The following is a 17,831-nucleotide window of genomic DNA, read 5'->3' on the forward strand; positions in this document are numbered from 1 at the left end:
GACGGCGGCGCCCGTGGCGCCGCCCCGCCGCTCGTTTCAGACCAGCACCGTCCGGTCGAGCTTGTCGACACCCGCGATGCCCGCGTGGCCCAGCGTGATGTCCAGCTCCGCCAGCAGACAACGCAGCACGTGTTCCACTCCTCGTCTGCCGCCCATGGCGAGCCCGTAGGCCCACGGGCGTCCGATCAGCACCGCCTTGGCGCCGAGGGCGAGCGCGATCACGATGTCCGCGCCGCTACGGATGCCCGAGTCGAACAGCACCGGGGCGCGGCCGCCCACCGCGTCCACCACATCGGGCAGGCAGTCCAAGGCCGCGACCGCGCCGTCGACCTGGCGGCCGCCGTGGTTGGACACCACGATCCCGTCCGCGCCCGCGTCCAGCGCCGAGACCGCGTCCCGCGGGTGGCAGATGCCCTTGACCAGGATCGGCAGCTCGGTCCAGCTCTTGATGGTGGCCAGATCCGCGAAGGTCAGCCCCGGGTGGGCGAACATGCCGCCCCAGGCCGCGATGGCGGCGAAGCGGGCCTCGTCGCTGGTGTCCGGATCGCCCGGCAGCAGGTCGCGGAACACCGGATCGGACAGATAGTTGGCGACGCCGTTCAGCGAGAGGAACGGCAGGTGCGCGGTGGCCAGGTCGATGGGCCGCCAGCCGAGGCCCATCGTGTCCACCGTGACCACGATGGCCTGCGAGCCCGCCGTCTCGGCGCGCTTGACCAGCGACCGGGCCACCTCGGGGTTGTTCGGCCAATACAGCTGGAACCAGCGGGCACCCGCCTCGGGGGTGGCCGCGATCGTCTCCATGGTCAGTGAGCTCACCGTCGACACCACCGCGCCGACGCCCTGGGCGCCCGCGGCGGCGACCTGCCCGCCCTCGGCGTCGGCGTGCAGCATGCCGCTCACGCCGATCGGCGCCAGCAGCACGGGCGCGGCCAGTTCGGTGCCCAGCACGGTGGTGGCCAGTTCCCGCTCGGTGACCCCGGTGAGCATGCGCGGCATGATCCGGCGTTGTCCGAACGCGGCCCGGTTGGCCTCGTCGGTGCGCCCGGTTCCCGCGGCGGCGGCGACGTAGCCGAAGGCCTGGGCGGAGACCGCGCCGCGAGCGGCGTTCTCCCAGCCTTCCGCGGTCATCGGAAGATCGGGTCGCCTGCCCGCCAGTGAGCCGCCGTAGATCTCGTGCTGGAAGTTCGCGAAGTTGGCCACGGGCCATTTCTACCGCCAGGTAACAGCGAGTGGAACCACCTTCGTCCATCCGTCGCGTCGGCGCCTGCTGCCCTACGCTTTGGTCAACACGGCGAGGGCACGGGAGGAACTGTGCGCTTCAACGAGGATGCCGAGATCGACACCTCCCAGGTCGAGGACCTGCGCGGCAGCGGCGGCGGGATCGGCGGCCGGGTCGCGCTCGGCGGCGGCGGGGTGAGCCTGGTCGGGCTGCTGTTGTACTTCCTGCTTTCCGCACTCGGCGGCGGAGGGGGCGGTGGGGGCGGTTTCAACCTGCCTTCCGGCGGTTCCGGGCTGTTCCCCGATCTGCAATCGGGGCAGCAGGCGGACAACGCCCAGTTGGAGTCAAGCTGCCGCACCGGGGCGGATGCCAACAAGGACGAGGCCTGCGCACTGGCGGCGGTGATCAACTCGGTGCAGGGCTACTGGACCGATCAGTTCGCCCGCTCCGGGCAGACCTACCGGCCCGCGAAGACGGTGTTCTTCCGCGGCGCGGTGAACTCCGGGTGCGGCAACGCGACCTCCGACGTCGGCCCGTTCTACTGCCCGGCGGACGGCAAGGCGTATGTGGACCTGTCCTTCTTCGACGAGCTGACCACGAAGTTCGGCGCCGAGGGCGGCACCTTCGTGGAGGCCTATGTGCTGGCCCACGAGTACGGCCACCACGTGCAGAACCTGCTGGGCACCTCGGACCGGGTGGGCCGCGAGACGGGGCCGCGCTCGGACGGCGTCCGGCTGGAACTCCAGGCGGACTGCTACGCCGGGGTGTGGGCCAACCACGCGACCACGGTGCCGACCAAGTCGGGCAAGCCGCTGATCGCGGAGATCACCCAGGACGACATCAACCGGGCGCTGGATGCCGCCGGACGCATCGGCGACGACTTCATCCAGGAGAAGCTGGGCGGCGGACAGGTGGACCCCAGCAAGTTCAGCCATGGCACCTCGCAGCAGCGGCAGAAGTGGTTCACCACCGGCATCCAGTCCGGCGACCCGGCGCGCTGCAACACCTTCGACACCAACGACCTGGGCTGACACCCGAATGACAGCGGCGCCTGCCGAGAAGGCAGGCGCCGCTTCGTTGTCAGCTGTGGATCAGGCGACCGCGTGGTTGCAGTCCAGGCTGCCGGGGGCGTGGTTGTGCAGGTGGTTCTCCTGCACCTCCATCAGCCGGGCGCCAAGGCCCCGCTGCGCCGCCGTGCGCGACTCGATCCGCGACTGGCGGGACGGGACGCCGTTGACCGACTCCGTGGAGATGGCGTAGGTCGCCAGCACGAAGGCGACCGCCTTGGAGTTGCGCTCCAGCGCGGTCCGGTCAAGGTTGCCCAGGTTGTCGCAGGCCTGGTGGTAGCAGGGGTCGTAGGCGACGCCCGCCTTGCCGCCCCACTTGGCGGCCTGCGCCTCGGTCATGATGCCCTCGGCGCCGGTGAACAGACCACCGGAGGGGATGCCCGCCGCGATGAACGGGCCGTAGTCCGAGCGACCGCTGAAGTCGGTGCCTTCGGTCTGCACCTTCGTGGCCGCGAAGTAGTCCTGGAACGCCTTCTCGATCTGCGCGGAGCCGTACGGGCCGGGGCCCGCGCCGGACTTGTCGGAGTCGTCGCCGTCGTAGATGAAGTAGGCGGCGTTGGGCGAGCCGATCATGTCGAAGTTCAGGTAGAGCGCGATGTCCACCTGCTGCTCGAACGGCAGCGACTTGACGTACTCGGTGGAGCCGATGAGGCCGAGTTCCTCCGAGCCCCACCAGGCGAACCGGACCGCGTTCTTGACCTTCGGCGTGCTGCCGAGCTTGGTGGCGACCTCCAGCAGCGCGGCGGAGCCGGTGCCGTTGTCGTTGATACCCGGCCCTGCGGGCACGCTGTCGAGGTGGGCACCGGCGAACACCACGTCGTCGGTGCGACCGGTCCTGGTCTGCGCGACGACGTTGCGACCGATCTTGTCCTCGGTCTTGGACAGCACGATCAGCTTGACGTTCGCGCCCTCCTTGCCCGCCAGCGTGGTGCCGATGGCCTGGCTGACGCCCACCGTCGGGACCTTGCCCGCGTTCGGGTCGCCGAGGGTGCCCTGGAGGGCGCCTTCGACGTTGTTGGAGACGATCGTGCCGACGGCACCGGCCGCGGCGGCGTTCTGCTGCTTGACCGCGAAGGCGCAGCTGCCGCGGCGGACCAGCGCGATCTTGCCCGCGTAGCTCTTGCTCGAGAAGTCGGAGGCCTCACAGCCCGGCGTGGCGTCCTCGGGAACCACGGCCAGCGGCGCGGTGACACCGGCCGCGGGGGTGGCGGGCGAGTAGGTCATCACGCCGTGCTCGACCTTGGCGGCGTCGACCTCGAGGGAGGAGGACTCCACGGTGAAGGACTTGTACTTGTACTCCGGGGTGCTCACGTCGAAGCCGAGCGCCTTCATCTTGCCGACCACGTAGTCCACGCTGGCGTCGTAGCCGGTGGTGGCGGAGGCCCGGTTGCCGCCGTTGCGGTCGGCGATGCGTTGCAGAGCGATCAGGTGCCGGTTCACCCCGTCCCGGGTCACCTTCTTGGTCAGCGACTTGGCCAGCGCCGGACCGTCCGGCGTGGCCGCGGTGGGCGCCGCCGTCGCGGGCAGGCCAGCCACCAATGCGATCCCCGCGCATGCGGCTACTGCGACGCTGGCGATTTTGGGCGCGCTCAGCCGCCGTCTTGGTTGTTGCATGTCAGCTCCTGTGGCGATGCGGACAAGCCGGGGCGGGAGCGGATCTGTGTAGCAGGGAACACACTCCCGCCGGTCGGCCCACACTGACCTGAGAAAAAGCCGTGGTCAAGTAGCTATGGGAGCATGTTTCCCGCGCCCAACATCGGCAAACAGCCGGAAAGCGCGGCCACCTGCAATTTCCACTGTGGACGGTTCTTCTCGAACTGGTCACGGTCCAGCAACAGCCTGGTCTCGACCGCGGCTCGGCCCCGGCGGACTCTCGTCACGGTGCCGTCTTCGCGGTAGCCCAGCTTGCGGCTGACGGCGAGCGAGGCGGGGTTGTCGGTGAACGCTTCGGAGCGGGCGCTCCGCGCACCGAGATGGCCGAAGGCGAGATTCAGCACCGCCGTCCGCATCTCGGTGCCGTAGCCCTGTCCCTGGAACCGCCTGCCGAGCCAGGAACCCGAACTCACCTCGCGGAGGACGGCGAAGTTCTTCGCGGACAGGCCCTGGGTGCCGATGACCCTGCCGTCCAGCCGGACCAGGAAGTTGACCGTCCAGTCCTCGGCGGTGAGCCCCGCCCGCTGTGACCAGTGCCACCGGAGGATGCCCAGCCCCAGCTCCGCGGCGGGGACGTCCGTCCACGGCTCTATGAAGGGCATCTCCTCGGCCGGGTGGATACCGTCGAGGGCCAGCTTGGACAGCTCCAGCAGGCCCTCGTCCTCGTCGGGGCGCAGTTCGAGGCGCGGCGTGCGCAGCACCAGTCGGCGCAGCGGCCAGGGTTCGTGCTCCATGCCGCCCGAGTCTGGCCCGCCTGCATCCGGTTGGCAGCCGAATTAGGCTCGGGCCCGTGCATGCGATCTCTATCGTCGAACCAGGTGGGCCGGACGTTCTCCAGTGGGTCGAGCGGCCCGATCCTACGCCGGGGCCGGGTGAGGTGGTGGTGCGGGTCGCGGCGAGCGCGGTGAACCGCGCGGACCTGCTGCAACGGCAGGGCTTCTACCCTCCGCCGCCGGGTGCCAGCGAGATTCCGGGGCTGGAGTGCTCGGGCACGGTGGACGAGGTCGGCGACGGCGTGACGGACTGGAAGCCCGGCGATGAGGTGTGCGCGCTGCTCTCGGGTGGCGGCTACGCCGAGAAGGTCCTGGTGCCCGCGGGCCAGCTGATGCCGGTGCCCGAGGGGGTGGGGTTGGTGGAGGCCGCCGCGCTGCCGGAGGTGGTCTGCACGGTGTGGTCGAACGTGTTCATGATCGCCGACCTGCGGGCGGGCGAGGTGCTGCTCGCCCACGGCGGTGCGGGCGGCATCGGCACCTGCGCCATCCAGCTGGGCAAGGCGATGGGCGCGACGGTGGTGGTGACCGCGGGCTCGGCGGACCGGCTGGCCCGCTGCCGCGAACTCGGCGCGGACCTCGCCATCGACTACAAGACGCAGGACTTCGTGGCGCAGGTGCGGGAGAGCACCGGCGGTGCCGACGTCATCCTGGACAACATGGGCGGCTCCTACCTCGCCCGCAACGTGGACGCGCTGAAGACCGGCGGCAGGCTGGTGGTGATCGGCCTCCAAGGCGGCCGCAAGGGTGAGCTGGACCTGGCCAAGCTGCTGGGCAAGCGGGCTTCGGTGACCGCGACCGGCCTGCGTGGGCGTCCGGTGGACGGGCCGGATGGCAAGGCGGAGATCGTCTCGCAGGTGACCGAGCGGGTGTGGCCGCTGGTGGGCCAAGGCGCGCTGCGCCCGATCATCCACGCCAGGCTCCCCCTGTCGGAGGCCTCGAAGGCGCACCGGGCCCTGGACGAGGGTGGCGTGTTCGGCAAGGTGCTGCTGGTCGCCTAACGCAGTTCGGCGACGGCACGCACCAGCTGGTCGACCTCGACCGCGGTGGTGTAGTGCGCCAGGCCGACGCGGACGGCGCCGCCGACCTCGCCGACGCCCAGTGCCGCGAACACGCCGTGGTGGCCGGGGTCGGCGAAGGCGCAGACGCCCCGGTCGGCGAGGTGCTCGACCGCGTCGGCCGCCTTCACCCCGGACACGGTGAACGCCAGCGAGGGCACGCGGCGCATGGCGTCGCCGATGACCATCACGTGCCGGAGCGAGCGCAGTTCGTTGATCAGGTTGGCCAGCAGCCCGGCCTGGTAGGCCTTGACCGAGCTCAGCGAGGTGAGAATCCGCTCCCGGCGCGACCCGATGCCCGCGTCGTCCAGCCCGGAGAGGTAGTCCACCGAGGCGACCAGGCCCGCGAGCAGCGGGTAGGCGTGCGGGCCGAGTTCCAGCCGCTCCGGGCCGCGGGCGCCGGGCTCCAGGGCGGCGGCAGGCAGCCGGTCCAGCAGGCCCGCGTCGCGGAAGGCGAGCGCGCCGACGGGCGGGCCGCCCCAGGCGGAGGCGTTGAGCACGATGACGTCGGCGCCCATGGACGCCATGTCCAGCGGCACGAACGGCGCCGCCGCGGCGGCGTCCACCACGACCAGGGCGTTGACGTCCTTGGCGGCGTCGGCGATCTGGCGGATATCGGGCCGGGTGCCGACCGCGCCGGAGGCGGCGGTCACCGCGACCACCTTGGTGTGCCGGGCGGTGAGCTGGCGGTACTGCCAGCTGGGCAGCTCACACGTCTCGATGTCCACCTCGGCCCACCGGACGGTGGCACCGGCCCGCTGCGCGACGCGCTGCCATGGCGCGACGTTCGCTGGGTGGTCCAGCCGGGAGAGGACCACTTCGTCACCGAGCAGCCAGCCGTCGCCGAGCGCGTCGGCGAGGCGCTGGAGCAGGGCGGGCGCGCTGGGACCGAGCACCACGCCCGCGGGTTCCGCGCCCACCAGGTCGGCGATGGCCCTGCGGGCGGCGTCTACGATGGCTTCTGCACGCTGCGAGGCGGGGAAGATGCCGCCGGGCCCGGAGACCGGGGCGCGCAGCGCGGTGGACACCGCGGTCGCCACCTGTTCGGGGACCTGCATGCCCGCCGGGGCGTCCAGGTGGACCCATCCATCGCCCAGCGCGGGGAACAGACCGCGCACCGCAGCGACATCGAAGGCCATGGAGACACCGTACGTAGGAGGACTGGACCGCCATTCGCGGGGGCGGACAACGCTATCGGCGCAAGGCCCCGCTGGGAACGATTAGATTGGTGACGACACGGTCATCCACCCGTAAAGAGCACATTTCGACGGGTTTCGTTCGCGCGGCGTATGCGTGCGCACAAGGCGCCGGTCAGCGGTCCCCCACCTCGGATGAGGAAGTATGGACATATGAGCGACGAGGAGGAGAGCCGCAACGTGGAACGGGACGAGCAGGTCATCGTGATCGGCCAGGACGGCAAGCCGGTGGGTGCCATGCCGCTGCCGCCGAACATCGCGGCGCTCGCGTCGGGTGACGAGCAGGGCAACGGCGGGGCCGATGTCAGCGACATGATCGAACAGCCCGCGAAGGTCATGCGTATCGGCACCATGATCAAGCAGCTGCTGGAGGAGGTGCGGGCGGCTCCGCTGGACGACGCCAGCCGGAACCGGCTGCGGGAGATCCACAAGTCCTCCATCCGCGAGCTTGAGCAGGGCCTGGCGCCCGAGCTTCGGGACGAGTTGGAGCGGCTGTCACTGCCGTTCACCGATGACTCGACCCCGTCGGACGCCGAGTTGCGGATCGCGCAGGCCCAGCTTGTCGGCTGGCTGGAGGGGCTGTTCCACGGCATCCAGACGGCGTTGTTCGCGCAGCAGATGGCGGCCAGGGTGCAGTTGGAGCAGATGCGCCGCGGCGCGCTGCCGCCAGGCACCGGCGGCAAGGACAAGCCCGGCGCGGACGGCCCCGGCGGGCACGGCCAGTACCTCTAGCCGATCGCCAACGCGTGTAGCAGACGGTGCCGCCCGGCGGTGGTGTGCAGGACGACGTCCAGCCAGCACCCCGCCGGGCGGGCAGGCCGCCCCAGCCGCTGCGCGGCCAGCCAGGCCCGGTGCGCCGCGATGCCCGCCTCGATGTAGGCCGTCGCCTCGGGTTCGACGGCGCCGAGGATCAACAGCAGCGTGTTCACCGCCGCCACCTGCGGCTGCCCGCAGGATCTCGCCGCCAGCGCGTTAGCCAGGTCCGGGTGATCGGACGGGTGAACCAGCAGCGTCCGCACCCTCTCCAGCCCGCGCGCCTGCGCGGTGATCGACTTCTGCTCTTCTACGTTCGGCGCTGAGACGTCCACAGTGGACTTTGTCAATGCCGACCAGTCCGCGCTGTGGCGCCCGGCCAGGTTTTCTGGCACCCATGGCTGGTCCAGTCGGGGCGCCAGTGTGAATTCCTTCTCGGCGCCGCCGCACAGCTGCCGGAGCGCCGCCGACACGCCGTCCGGGACGGTGACGCGGTGGTCCGGGACCGGACGCTGCGTCTGTCCACTGTAGATATCCACAGGGCTGTGGATGAAATTGTGGATAACTTCGGTGTGGACCAGGGCGAGTGGGAATTCGCTTGCGGCACACGGCCAAAACACTTCGGAGCCGTTCCAGGGGAGCGCCGCGATGCGGGCGAGTTCGGCTCCATCCCCAGGCAGCTCAATGGAAGTATCCACAGCGCACACAGCGGCCGCCGCTTGGACCGCGGCGATGGCGTGACCGAGGTCGAGCAGCAGCACCGGAAGGGACCGGGGGCCGTAGCGCCACGTGGTTCGCTGCGGCACCAACGACAACACCAGCCCGGTCGACTCCGCCTCGGACGGGCCTGCCGGGATGAGGGTGTGGTCGACCGGGTCGTACCGGTATGCCCGGCCGTCCGTCAGCACATGCGCGTCGACCGGGTAGCGCCCGCCGGCCGAGGGCACCCGCCGCAGCCGCACGCCCCCTTGCGTCCGTTGCGGATCGCTCGCCAGCGAGAGGTCGAGCAGTCCGCCGATTCCGGCGTCCGGCCAGCGCGGCAGGGAGATGCCCGCCGCCTCCGTCCATCTGCGGCGTTCGGATGGTCGCCGGGTGAGGTCGGTGTGGCCGGGGTCGGCGCCGCGCCAGGCTTCGCGCAGCGCGGCGAGGACGTGGTTCACAGCATCGGCGGCGGGTCGAGCAGCAGTCCGTCCGGTCCGGCGAGCGGGTTCGCGCCCGCCGCCCAGCCGCGGCTGTCGATGGCCTGCCGCCAGCGCGGCAGGCCGAGGTAGCGGAATGCGGCCGGTGCGTTGGGCACCAGACCGGAGGCCGCGACCCGGACCACGCGCAGCGGTGTCTCGGCGATGTCGGGTGTGGTCAGGTCCGCGCGGATGACCCGACAGCCGCTCGCGTGCAGGCTCGCCAGCAGGGCAGGCAGATCGCCTCGCGGCAGATCGCCGACGCCGATCTCCTTGCCTGGCATGGTGAAGCGGGCGAGCAGGCGGTGCTGGGTGCGGGGGTCGAGCCAGACCTGCACCTGGGCGCCGAGATCGCGGACGCGGCCGAAATGGGTGCCCGCGTCGTCGCGGTAGTCCCGGTTCGGTCGGTGCTCCAGGTAGAGGCCTTCGGCGAGGACACCTGCCCTGATCGCGGCGAACACCCAGCCGTCCTGGTCCAGCAGGCCCTGGGTGAACACCCACGTGTGCACGGCCTCCAGCACGGCCTTCGTGCAGGCCGCGGCCGGGTCGAACCGGGCGGCGCCGCCGCCCGCAACGATGCCGGTCACCTCGTCGAGCACCACGGCGGCGACACAGGCCACCGGGTGTTCGGTGGGCAGTTCCACCAGGTGCACGCGGAGCCTGCTGCCCGCCAGTTCGGCGGCAAGACCCGGCACGGAGTCCACCGAGATCGCGGTGGTGGGACCGCCGAGGTGCCACCACAGTTCCAGCGCGTCCCGTTCCAGCAGTTCCAGCAGCCCGCGTTCGAAGGCGTCCTCGATGCCCTGGCCGGTGGCGATGCCCGCGTAGTTGAGGTGGTGTGTCCTCGGCCTGCCGCGCCGCTGTCCACTGTGGAAGTTCAGGTAGGCCCAGGAGGCCGGGAGGAAGCAGCGGTCGCCGGTGGCGACCTCCTCCCCAGCGACCCAGTCCAGTTCCTCCTCCGCGGTGAAGGGGCGATAGGGGAAGCCCGGCGACTCGTACTGCCAGTCGGCGAAGAACGGCAGGTCATCGGGGCCGAGTACGCGGTGCCCGTCGGCGATCAGCTGTTTGGCGCTGGTGCGCGGGAGATCCGGTGCCACCCGGTTGCCGCAGTAGCGTTCGACGGCCTCGCCGATGGCGGCGATGCGAGCACCGTCGGCGTCGCCGAAGGTGGTGCCAAGGCTGACCCGGTCCGCGGGCCAGGCGCCGAGCCTGCGGGCGTCGGCGACCTCGGCGGTGACGCCGCGGTAGCGGGCGGGCATGCCGGGCAGCGGGTCGACGTCCACCAACCTGCGCACGATGCCGGTCAGCGGATCGACCAGCGATTCGATGTCCATCCGTTCCTCCTCAGGGTGCGCTGGGCGGCACTGGGAACACCGGGTGGTCGGTGATCGCCGCGGTGTCCAGGTCCACCACCCGCAGTCGTCGGGCCACCGGCAGCGGCCTGGGGTTGAGCGATCCCGTCCTGGCGGGTGCCCGAGTGGCCCAGGCGCGTAGATCGGCGGTTGCCAAGGCGGCGACCAGGGTGATCTCCGCAGGCGTCAGGGCGTCGTCGCCGGTGACGGCGTTCTGCGTCCAGTAGGCGCCGAGCCGGGTGTGGCCGGAGCCCGCGGCGGCCAGCCTCCGCGCCTTCACGTCGCGGTGCGGGACGCCGATGGGTTCCAGCAGCAGGTGCCTGCCCTCGCGGCTGACGCGCTGCCAGCCGATGTCACGGTCCGCCAGGACATCCAGGTCCGACCACCAGTCGGGCGCCGGACCGTCGTGCAGGGCGCACACCGCGTGCACGCCCGCGAGCCGGTCCCCCTCGGCGGCCACCGGTCGGGCACCCGCGGCGAGCAGGTGGTCGATCACCGCGTCGGCCAGCCGCCGCTCGGCGAGCACGGCGACCAGCGCGCGGTCGGCAGGCCAAGGTTGCCGGGCGCCGAGGTAACCGGCCTGCCGGAACGGCTCCAGGTCGGGGCACGAGGTGCCGTCCGCCAACGAGTTCCTGATCCGGGCCAGGGTCTCCGCGGGCAGCGCCACGTCGTACAACTCGCCGTTGGGTGCGCGCAGGCTCGTGCCGCCGTCGGGCCCCCTGAACAGGGCTGCCCCCGGCACCAATCGGTCGGTCATCGGTCTCCTTGGGACAGCGCCGGTTCCGCGGCGATGGCATCGAGCAGTGCGTCCGCCGCCACGGCGTCCGCTCCTGGCGGGTACCAGGGCAGTTCGGCGGTGGCGCCGAGCACCTCGCGGCGGTCGGGCCGCAGCCGGGTCGCGGTGGCGGCGTCCTCACCGGTGTGTGGATTGCGGGCGAACTGCGGCCAGCAGTGGCCCGCCACCTGGGCGGTGAGCACTGTGCCGGGCGGCAGGACCAAGCCGACCGGCCCCAGGTCGATGTCCACTTCGGACACCTGTCCGGGCTGGTGGGATCGGCGGCAGACGGCCAAGCCGATCGGGGTGTCGCCCGCGGTCAGCCGGACGACCCAGTCGGCGTCCGGGCTGTCGGTGCGGACGCGGAGGCGGAAACGGCAGGTGCCGCGAAGCTCGCCTGCGGGCAGCGGCGCTGAGTGCAGCACCGCCGACGCGGTGTCGTTGGCAGGGAAGGGCCGGGTGGGGTCGGCGAGGAATCGGCCGCGCTCGACGCTCCACGCGACGGGCAGCGCCGGTTCCGAGATCGCGGCCGAGCGCCAGCCGCCGTGGGCGTCCACCGCGAGCCAGGACCGTTCGCCGGTGAGGCCGCCGCGCAGGCAGGCCCGCGCCCACCGCAGGTAGGCCGCGCCGATCCGCTTGCCCGCCAGCGCTGCGCCGGGGCGGTCGGCGTCCAGCCGGTGACCCCAGGGGCCCAGCAGCAACCGGGTCGGGCCGCCCCAGGTCCGCGCCAGTTCGACCGTGTCGGCGGAGAACGGGTCGTAGAGGCCGCCGACAGCAAGCAGCGGAACGTCCAGTGTGGACAGATCGGCCCACAGCGGGCCGCGACGGGATGCCTGCCAGAGGGCGGACCAGCCCGCGGGGGACTCGCCGAGAAGTCGAGCGGGCAGTTCGGTGACGGGAAGGCGTGCGAGCACCCAGGCGTGTTCGGGCGCGGGAGTCCGAGGCTGACTGCTGCCGCCGTGTTCGGTCCACCAGCCGACGCGGCAGGCCAGCTTGGCCGCACCGCCGTCGGATCTCGCCGTTTCGCCCGGTCCCAGTGCGGGCACGGCGGCGATGACGCCCGCGATCCGCCCCGGCAATGCGATCGCCGTGGTGATGGCGCAGAACGCGCCGTAGGAGGCGCCTGCCACCAGCAGCGGACCGCAGAAGTCCTGGGCAAGCGTCCACTCGCCGAGCGCGGCGCCATCCGCGCGCTCGTTGGCGTAGGGCAGAAAGTCGCCGGTGGAGTCGAAGCGACCGCGGACATCGGCGAGCACACAGGCGAAGCCGTTGCGGGCCCAGCCCTTGGCCTCGCCGAGCAGGTTCCGCCGTCCGTAAGGCGTTCTGATCAGCACCGTGGGATGACGGCCCTCGCCCGCGGGCAGCACGACGGTGGCCGCGAGGTGCGCCCCCGGCACCTCGATCCGCCGCTGCTGGATCACCGCTGTCCTCCCGGTAAGCGGTGGCCGCCGCACCCAGCGTGCGGCGGCCACCGGTGTTACCCGACCGTCAGTCCTGGTCGTCCGCGAACGGGTTCTCGACCAGCGCGTTGCTGTGGCTGGCGGAGTTGTGCGGCAGCTCGCGCTCCGCTTCGACCTTGACGAACACCTGCTCCATGTGGAGATCACCTCCTTGTCGGCTAACCCGTAACGAGCTAAACATAATGAAAGTCGTTTTCAACATAGGCCAACCGGAGTAATCATGACAACCATTGTCGATTAGGATGCCCGCATGACTGAACAGGCGTTGCGTCACGACGCGGACTTCCGGCGGTACCTGGCCGCCAGGGTGATCTCGGTGGCGGGCACCCTGATCACCGCCGTGGCGCTCCCGGTGCTGGTGTACCGACTCACCGGGTCGGCGGCGTGGACCTCGGCGGTCGCCGCCGCGGAAGCGCTGCCCTATCTGCTGTTCGGGCTGTTCGCGGGGGTGATCGCGGACCGGGTGAACCGGCGGGCGCTGATGGTGCTCGCCGATGTGGGCAGCGCGCTGCTGCTGGCGAGCGTGCCGCTGGCGTGGAGCATGGACGCCCTCGGCGCACCACACCTGCTGCTGGTCGCCTTCGGCACCCAGGCGCTGTTCGTGTTGTTCGACTCCGCCAACTTCGGCGCGCTGCCCACGCTGGTCGGACGGGCCCGCGTGACGGAGGGCTTCGCCACCCTGTTCGGCGCGACGACCACGGTCGAACTGCTGGTCCCGCCGCTGGCCGGACTGCTGGTGACCACGGTGGCGCCCGCTCCGCTGCTGGCGCTGGACGCGGTGAGCTATGTGGCCTCGGCACTGCTGATCCGGTCCATCGTGCGCCCGCTGTCCGCGCCGGACCGGGCCGGACGTCCGCGCTCGGTGTCCGAGGTGTTCGGCGATGTGCGGGAGGGCCTTGGCTTCCTGTGGCGGCACCGGTCGGTGCGGATCATGACCCTGGTCGGCACCGCGCACGCCGCCGCGGGCGGCGCGTGGCCCGCGATGATGGTGCCGTTCGCGGACACCGTGCTCGGCGTCCCCGCCGCTGGCGATCTCCGGCTGGCGGTGCTGGTCAGCGCCTGGGGCATCGGCGGTCTGGTGGCGGCCAAAGCGGTCGCGCCGCTGACGCGACGGTTCGGCGCAGCCCGGCTCGCCCTGTTCGCGCTGCCCGCCTCCTTCGGCTGCGGGCTGCTGGTGGTGTTCAGCACGCACTGGCTGCTCACCGCGGCACTCGCCACCACCTGGGGCGCCGCCTACGGCACCGTGGTGGTCAACGCCATCGGCTACCGGCAGCAGGCCACCCCCGATCACCTGCAGGCCAGGGTGAACACCACGGCCCGCATGCTGGCCTGGGGCGTCGGCCATCCCGCCGGTGCCGCGCTGGCCGGGGTGGTGGCCGTCGCGGCGGGGCCGACCGCGGGACTGGGCGCCGCGATCGGCCTGCTGGGCATCGGGGTGATCGCGGCCTGGCTCTCACCGCTGCGCACCGAGAAGCCCGCCGCGGTGCTTCAGAGCACGGCGTCGTAGGCGCAAAACGGAGCCCCGGAGTCCGCGTCCCGCCAGACCCGTCCGCGCACCCCGAAGACATCCGCCAGCAGCGTCGGGTCCACCACCTCGGCGGCCGGGCCGTCGGCGTGGACCCGGCCGTCGGACAACGCGATCACCCGCTCGGCGTACCGGGCGGCCTGCGCGAGGTCGTGCAGCACGGCGACCACGGTCAGGCCACGTTCGGCCCGCAGCCTGCCCACCAGGTCGAGCACCTCAAGCTGGTGCCGGACGTCCAGGTACGTGGTGGGCTCGTCCAACAGCAGGATCGGCGCGTCCTGGGCCAGCGCGAGCGCCAGCCTGACCCGTTGCCGCTCCCCGCCCGATAGCCGGTCCAACCGCGCGTCGGCGTAGGCATCCACCCCGGTCGCCGCCATCGCGCCGCGGACCTGCTGGTCCTCGTCCACGCGGAGCATGCCCAGCGGACCGCGTGCGGCATAGCGGCCCTGGCGGACCAGCTGCCGCACGGTCAGGCCCGGCACCGACGGCATCGCCTGTGGCAGCACGGCCACCCTGCGGGCGATCTCCCGGCGGGACAGGCTGGTCAGCGGTCTGCCGTGCAGGTCGACGGTGCCCGCGGTGGGCTGCTGAAGGCCTGCCAGCACCCGCAGCAGGGTCGTCTTGCCGCAGCCGTTGCGGCCGACCAACGCGACCGATTCGCCCTCCGCGATCGACACGTCCACTGTGGACAGCACGGTTCTGGTGGCGAAGGCGACGGTCACGCCTCGGGTGGCCAGCACCTCGGTCATCGGCTTCCCTCCATCAGGGACTGGGACATGCGGCGGGCCACGACCACCAGGACCACCGCGCCGAGCAGCGCGGTGATGGCACCGGTGGGCACCCCGATGCGCTGGGGGCCGTCGGCGGGGACGAACTCGGTGACGGCCTGCGCGAACGCGTCGGCCGCGCAGACCGCGGTGGCGCCGAGCAGGGCGGCGGCGGGCAGCAGCCTGCGATGGTCGGCGCCGAACAGCAGCCGCGCGGCATGCGGGGCGAGCAGGCCGACGAACGCGAGCGCGCCCACGGCGGCCACCGCGGCGGCGGTGGCCAGCACCGCCAAGCCCAGCACCAGGCTTCGCCAGCGGCCCACCGCGAGGCCGACGCCGCGGGCGTGGTCGTCGTGCACAGCAAGCACATCCAGCACGGGTGCCAGCAGCAGACCGCCGACGAGCACCACCGCCGACCAGGGCAGCACCGCGCTCGCGTGCTCCCAGGTGCGGCCGGACAGCGAGCCGACCAGCCAGCGGGCGGCATTGCCCGCAAGCTGCGGCTTCGCGGTGAGCAGCACCAGGCTCAGACCGGCGAGCACCGCGGAGACCATCACGCCGAACACCGTGATGCGCAGCGGATCGGCCCCGGTGCGCAGGCTGACCAGCCACAGCAGGCAGCCGCCGACGACACCGCCCGCGCCCGCGGCCAGGGTCAGTGCGACCGGCGAGGAATCCAGGCCGCCCAGCACCGTGCCCGCCACCGCGCCCAGCACCGCCCCGGAGCCGACACCGGTCACCTCGGGCGAGGCCAGCGGATTGCGCAGCACCGCCTGGAGCACCACACCGGCACAGCCGAGGCAGGTGCCCGCGGCGATGCCGACCAGCACCCTCGGCAGCCGAAGCTGCTGCACGATCATCACATCGAGGTCGGCGCCCACCCCGAACGCCGCCCGCAGCGCGGTCCACGGCGGCACCGCGATGCCGGTGGCCAGCGCCGCGGTCGCGGCCAGGGCGAGGAGCAGCACCAGTGCCGCCGTTCTCATACCGCCGCCTTTCCCCGCAGGAGCAGCACCGCGCCGCTGAGCACGGCGATGACGGCGGTCAGGCCGCCCACCGGAAGCTCCACCGGGTACAGGAGGGTGCGGGCGACCAGGTCGGCGATCACCACCAACAGCCCGCCGGTCAACGCGGAGAACACCAGCCACAGCCGGGCATCCGCCGCGGGCGCCAGTCGGCGGGCAAGTTGCGGTGCGAGGAAGCCGATCCAGGCGATCGGGCCCGCCGGGGCGACGGCCACCGCGACCAGCGCGCAGGCGATCACCAGGATCCGCAGCCGCGCCCGGTCCGGCCGCAGCCCCAACCCGGCCGCCGTCTCGTCACCGAGCCGGAGCACATTCAGCGCGGGCACCGCGAGCACCACCAGCGGCACCGCCGCGATCAGACCGGGCAGCGCCAGCCCGACCTGGTCCCAGTTGGCGCCGGTCAGCGAACCGAGCAGGTACTTGAACAGCAGCCCCTGCTCACGGGTGTCGGCCAGCGACACGGCGGTGAGCATCAGCGCCTGTAGACCGGCGCTGACCCCGGCACCGGTCAGCAGCACCGCCGCCGCTCCGCCCGCGCCGCGCACCGCGAGCAGCGTCAGCAGTCCGCCCAGCAGCGAACCCAGTAGGGCGGCGGCCACCGGTCCGCCCGGCAGCGGCAACCGCCAGACGAGACACGTCGCGACCGCGGCCGCCGCCCCGGCGGAGACCCCCAGCAGTTCCGGCACCGCCAACGGGTTGCGCAGCGACTCCTGCAACAGCAGCCCCGCCGCGCCGAGCGCGGCGCCCGCCACCAGACCGAGGACCAGCCGCGGCGCCCGCAGCAGCACCACCACCGCGTGCTCCAACGCCGTCTCCCCCGCGAACGCCGAGGGCAGTCGGTTCAGGCCCACCAGCGGCTGTCCGAGGCACAGGGCGGCGACGCCCAGCACCACCGTGACCGCCAGCAGCAGCAAAACCCACGAGCGGTGACCGATGTTCACCGAGAGGGGGCCGCGGAAACGGTGGTCAGTGCCTCGTTGACGATGGCGGTGAGGGAGCGGGTGCCGCGGCCGGAGCCCCACAGCTTCGGTGTGACCTCGTGCACCTGGTTGGCCTTCACGGCGTCGACCTGCTGCCAGACCGGGTTGGCGGTGAGCTGTTCGGAGAGCTTCTTGTCCTGCGGTGAGAACAGCAGCGAGTGGATGAACACCACCTGCGGCTGCTTGGCGAGGATCTCCTCGACGCTGAAGATGCTCGCCGTCTCCACATCGGTGCCCTTGGCGGACCAGGGATAGCTGAAGAGTTGGGCGAACAGCTTGCCGATGAGCGAGTCCGCAGTGTCCACGCCGATCGAGTCGGCGCTACCCCACAGGACCACCACCGTGCGGCGGTCGAGGCCCTTCTCCTTGCTCACCCGCACCGCGTCGGCGAGCGTGGTGCGGAACTTCCGCTCCGCCTCCACCGCCTGCGAGGTCCTGCCGGTCAGCGCCCCGAGGTTGCGGAGGTAGCCGACCGAGCCCTGCCAGTCCTTCGGGCTGACAGTCCACAGTGGAGCGAACTTCTCCACCGCGGGCCGCAGGGCGTCGTGCGTTCCGGACAGGCCGATCACCAAATCGGGCCGCAGCGCCGCGATGGCCTCGACGTTCTCACTGCCGAAGCTGCCCGGCACCACCGGAACGCTCTTGCCGTCCTCGCCGAGCAGCGCGGCATGCGTGATCAGCGTCGGGTTCGAGGTGCCCGCGGGCCGGATGCCCAACTCGGTGAGCGCGTCATCGCACAGTCCGGTGAGGCAGACGATCCGCTCAGGCGCCTTGGGCAGCGTGAGCTTGGTGCCCGCAGGGTCGGTGATACCGAGTGCTGGCTCCAGCGGTGCCACCGAAACGTCCACCGCCTCGGCGTTGCCCGCGACCGGCCGGTCCGGTGCGGGTGCCGAGGTGCACGCGGCCAGGACACTCGTCGCGAGCAGCACGGAAACGGCGAACAGGGACCGCACGGACAACCTCCGGAAATCGGGTGAGCCCGCGCCCATCGCGGGCGGGCTCGTCAGACCGTGACGATAACCGTTTTCAAATCCATTAGGCCAGAACGTTTGC

At 71.9% G+C, this 17,831-nt stretch carries 17 protein-coding genes; 4 read left to right on the top strand and 13 right to left on the bottom strand.

The genetic code is table 11. The features are described 5' to 3' along the window. Positions 1 to 36: 36 nt before the first annotated feature. Positions 37 to 1,200 (bottom strand): alpha-hydroxy-acid oxidizing protein, encoded by a 1,164-nt coding sequence (locus ACU6XJ_RS09780; protein WP_476308796.1) that lies wholly within the window; start codon positions 1,198 to 1,200, stop codon positions 37 to 39. A gap of 111 nt (positions 1,201 to 1,311) precedes the next feature. Here ACU6XJ_RS09780 and ypfJ point away from each other — a divergent pair, with 111 nt between their 5' ends. Next, positions 1,312 to 2,250 carry a KPN_02809 family neutral zinc metallopeptidase gene (gene ypfJ, locus ACU6XJ_RS09785; protein WP_476308799.1) on the top strand — a complete coding sequence of 313 codons (939 nt, stop codon included), beginning with the start codon at positions 1,312 to 1,314 and terminating at the stop codon, positions 2,248 to 2,250. A gap of 60 nt (positions 2,251 to 2,310) precedes the next feature. Here the strand turns inward: ypfJ and ACU6XJ_RS09790 are convergent, their stop codons facing one another. After that, positions 2,311 to 3,900: a M28 family metallopeptidase gene (locus ACU6XJ_RS09790; protein ID WP_476308802.1), complete on the bottom strand. Its 1,590-nt coding sequence runs from the start codon at positions 3,898 to 3,900 to the stop codon at positions 2,311 to 2,313. 113 nt (positions 3,901 to 4,013) lie between these two features. After that, positions 4,014 to 4,673 (bottom strand): GNAT family N-acetyltransferase, encoded by a 660-nt coding sequence (locus ACU6XJ_RS09795; RefSeq protein WP_476308805.1) that lies wholly within the window; start codon positions 4,671 to 4,673, stop codon positions 4,014 to 4,016. Between the two features lie 56 nt (positions 4,674 to 4,729). On the opposite strand from ACU6XJ_RS09795, the gene ACU6XJ_RS09800 reads away from it, so the two are divergent. Then, positions 4,730 to 5,710, top strand: a complete 981-nt coding sequence (locus tag ACU6XJ_RS09800) for an NAD(P)H-quinone oxidoreductase (RefSeq protein WP_476308807.1) — start codon at positions 4,730 to 4,732, stop codon at positions 5,708 to 5,710. Here ACU6XJ_RS09800 and ACU6XJ_RS09805 read toward each other — a convergent pair. Continuing rightward, entirely contained in the window at positions 5,707 to 6,906 is a 1,200-nt protein-coding gene (locus ACU6XJ_RS09805; protein ID WP_476308809.1) for a cysteine desulfurase-like protein, read from the bottom strand. The two genes, ACU6XJ_RS09800 and ACU6XJ_RS09805, sit on opposite strands and share 4 nt — an antisense overlap. Positions 6,907 to 7,116: 210 nt before the next feature. On the opposite strand from ACU6XJ_RS09805, the gene ACU6XJ_RS09810 reads away from it, so the two are divergent. Continuing rightward, on the top strand, positions 7,117 to 7,695 hold the full coding sequence (locus ACU6XJ_RS09810) for a bacterial proteasome activator family protein (protein WP_476308812.1): 579 nt from the start codon (positions 7,117 to 7,119) through the stop codon (positions 7,693 to 7,695). On the opposite strand, the gene ACU6XJ_RS09815 is transcribed toward ACU6XJ_RS09810, so the two are convergent. From ACU6XJ_RS09815 to amiA, 5 genes are all read right to left on the bottom strand, one after another. Then, positions 7,692 to 8,876, bottom strand: coding sequence for a nitroreductase family protein (locus tag ACU6XJ_RS09815; protein ID WP_476308814.1), 1,185 nt, complete (start codon positions 8,874 to 8,876; stop codon positions 7,692 to 7,694). The genes ACU6XJ_RS09810 and ACU6XJ_RS09815 overlap by 4 nt on opposite strands. Then, positions 8,873 to 10,228, bottom strand: a complete 1,356-nt coding sequence (locus ACU6XJ_RS09820; RefSeq protein WP_476308816.1) for a YcaO-like family protein — start codon at positions 10,226 to 10,228, stop codon at positions 8,873 to 8,875. Before ACU6XJ_RS09820 ends, ACU6XJ_RS09815 begins: the two co-directional genes overlap by 4 nt. Before the next feature lie 10 nt (positions 10,229 to 10,238). Next, entirely contained in the window at positions 10,239 to 11,003 is a 765-nt protein-coding gene (locus ACU6XJ_RS09825; RefSeq protein ID WP_476308818.1) for a hypothetical protein, read from the bottom strand. Continuing rightward, a complete protein-coding gene (locus ACU6XJ_RS09830) occupies positions 11,000 to 12,442 on the bottom strand; it encodes a CocE/NonD family hydrolase (RefSeq protein WP_476308820.1) in 1,443 nt (480 codons plus the stop codon). The genes ACU6XJ_RS09825 and ACU6XJ_RS09830 overlap by 4 nt, the downstream gene beginning before the upstream one ends. Before the next feature lie 67 nt (positions 12,443 to 12,509). Then, a complete protein-coding gene (gene amiA, locus ACU6XJ_RS09835; RefSeq protein ID WP_476308821.1) occupies positions 12,510 to 12,617 on the bottom strand; it encodes a streptamidine family RiPP in 108 nt (35 codons plus the stop codon). A gap of 114 nt (positions 12,618 to 12,731) precedes the next feature. Here amiA and ACU6XJ_RS09840 point away from each other — a divergent pair, with 114 nt between their 5' ends. Next, positions 12,732 to 13,988, top strand: a complete 1,257-nt coding sequence (locus tag ACU6XJ_RS09840) for an MFS transporter (protein ID WP_476308824.1) — start codon at positions 12,732 to 12,734, stop codon at positions 13,986 to 13,988. Here the strand turns inward: ACU6XJ_RS09840 and ACU6XJ_RS09845 are convergent. From ACU6XJ_RS09845 to ACU6XJ_RS09860, 4 genes are read right to left on the bottom strand one after another with little or no spacing between them, the layout of a single operon-like run. Beyond that, positions 13,970 to 14,755, bottom strand: a complete 786-nt coding sequence (locus ACU6XJ_RS09845) for an ABC transporter ATP-binding protein (RefSeq protein WP_476308826.1) — start codon at positions 14,753 to 14,755, stop codon at positions 13,970 to 13,972. The genes ACU6XJ_RS09840 and ACU6XJ_RS09845 overlap by 19 nt on opposite strands. After that, on the bottom strand, positions 14,752 to 15,759 hold the full coding sequence (locus tag ACU6XJ_RS09850) for a FecCD family ABC transporter permease (RefSeq protein ID WP_476308829.1): 1,008 nt from the start codon (positions 15,757 to 15,759) through the stop codon (positions 14,752 to 14,754). Before ACU6XJ_RS09850 ends, ACU6XJ_RS09845 begins: the two co-directional genes overlap by 4 nt. Continuing rightward, positions 15,756 to 16,739, bottom strand: coding sequence for a FecCD family ABC transporter permease (locus ACU6XJ_RS09855; RefSeq protein WP_476308832.1), 984 nt, complete (start codon positions 16,737 to 16,739; stop codon positions 15,756 to 15,758). Before ACU6XJ_RS09855 ends, ACU6XJ_RS09850 begins: the two co-directional genes overlap by 4 nt. Then, the gene (locus ACU6XJ_RS09860; RefSeq protein ID WP_476308834.1) at positions 16,736 to 17,731 is read right to left on the bottom strand and encodes an ABC transporter substrate-binding protein; all 996 of its coding nucleotides are present in this window, start codon (positions 17,729 to 17,731) and stop codon (positions 16,736 to 16,738) included. Before ACU6XJ_RS09860 ends, ACU6XJ_RS09855 begins: the two co-directional genes overlap by 4 nt. Positions 17,732 to 17,831: the final 100 nt, after the last annotated feature.

The organism is Actinorectispora metalli, from assembly GCF_056323685.1.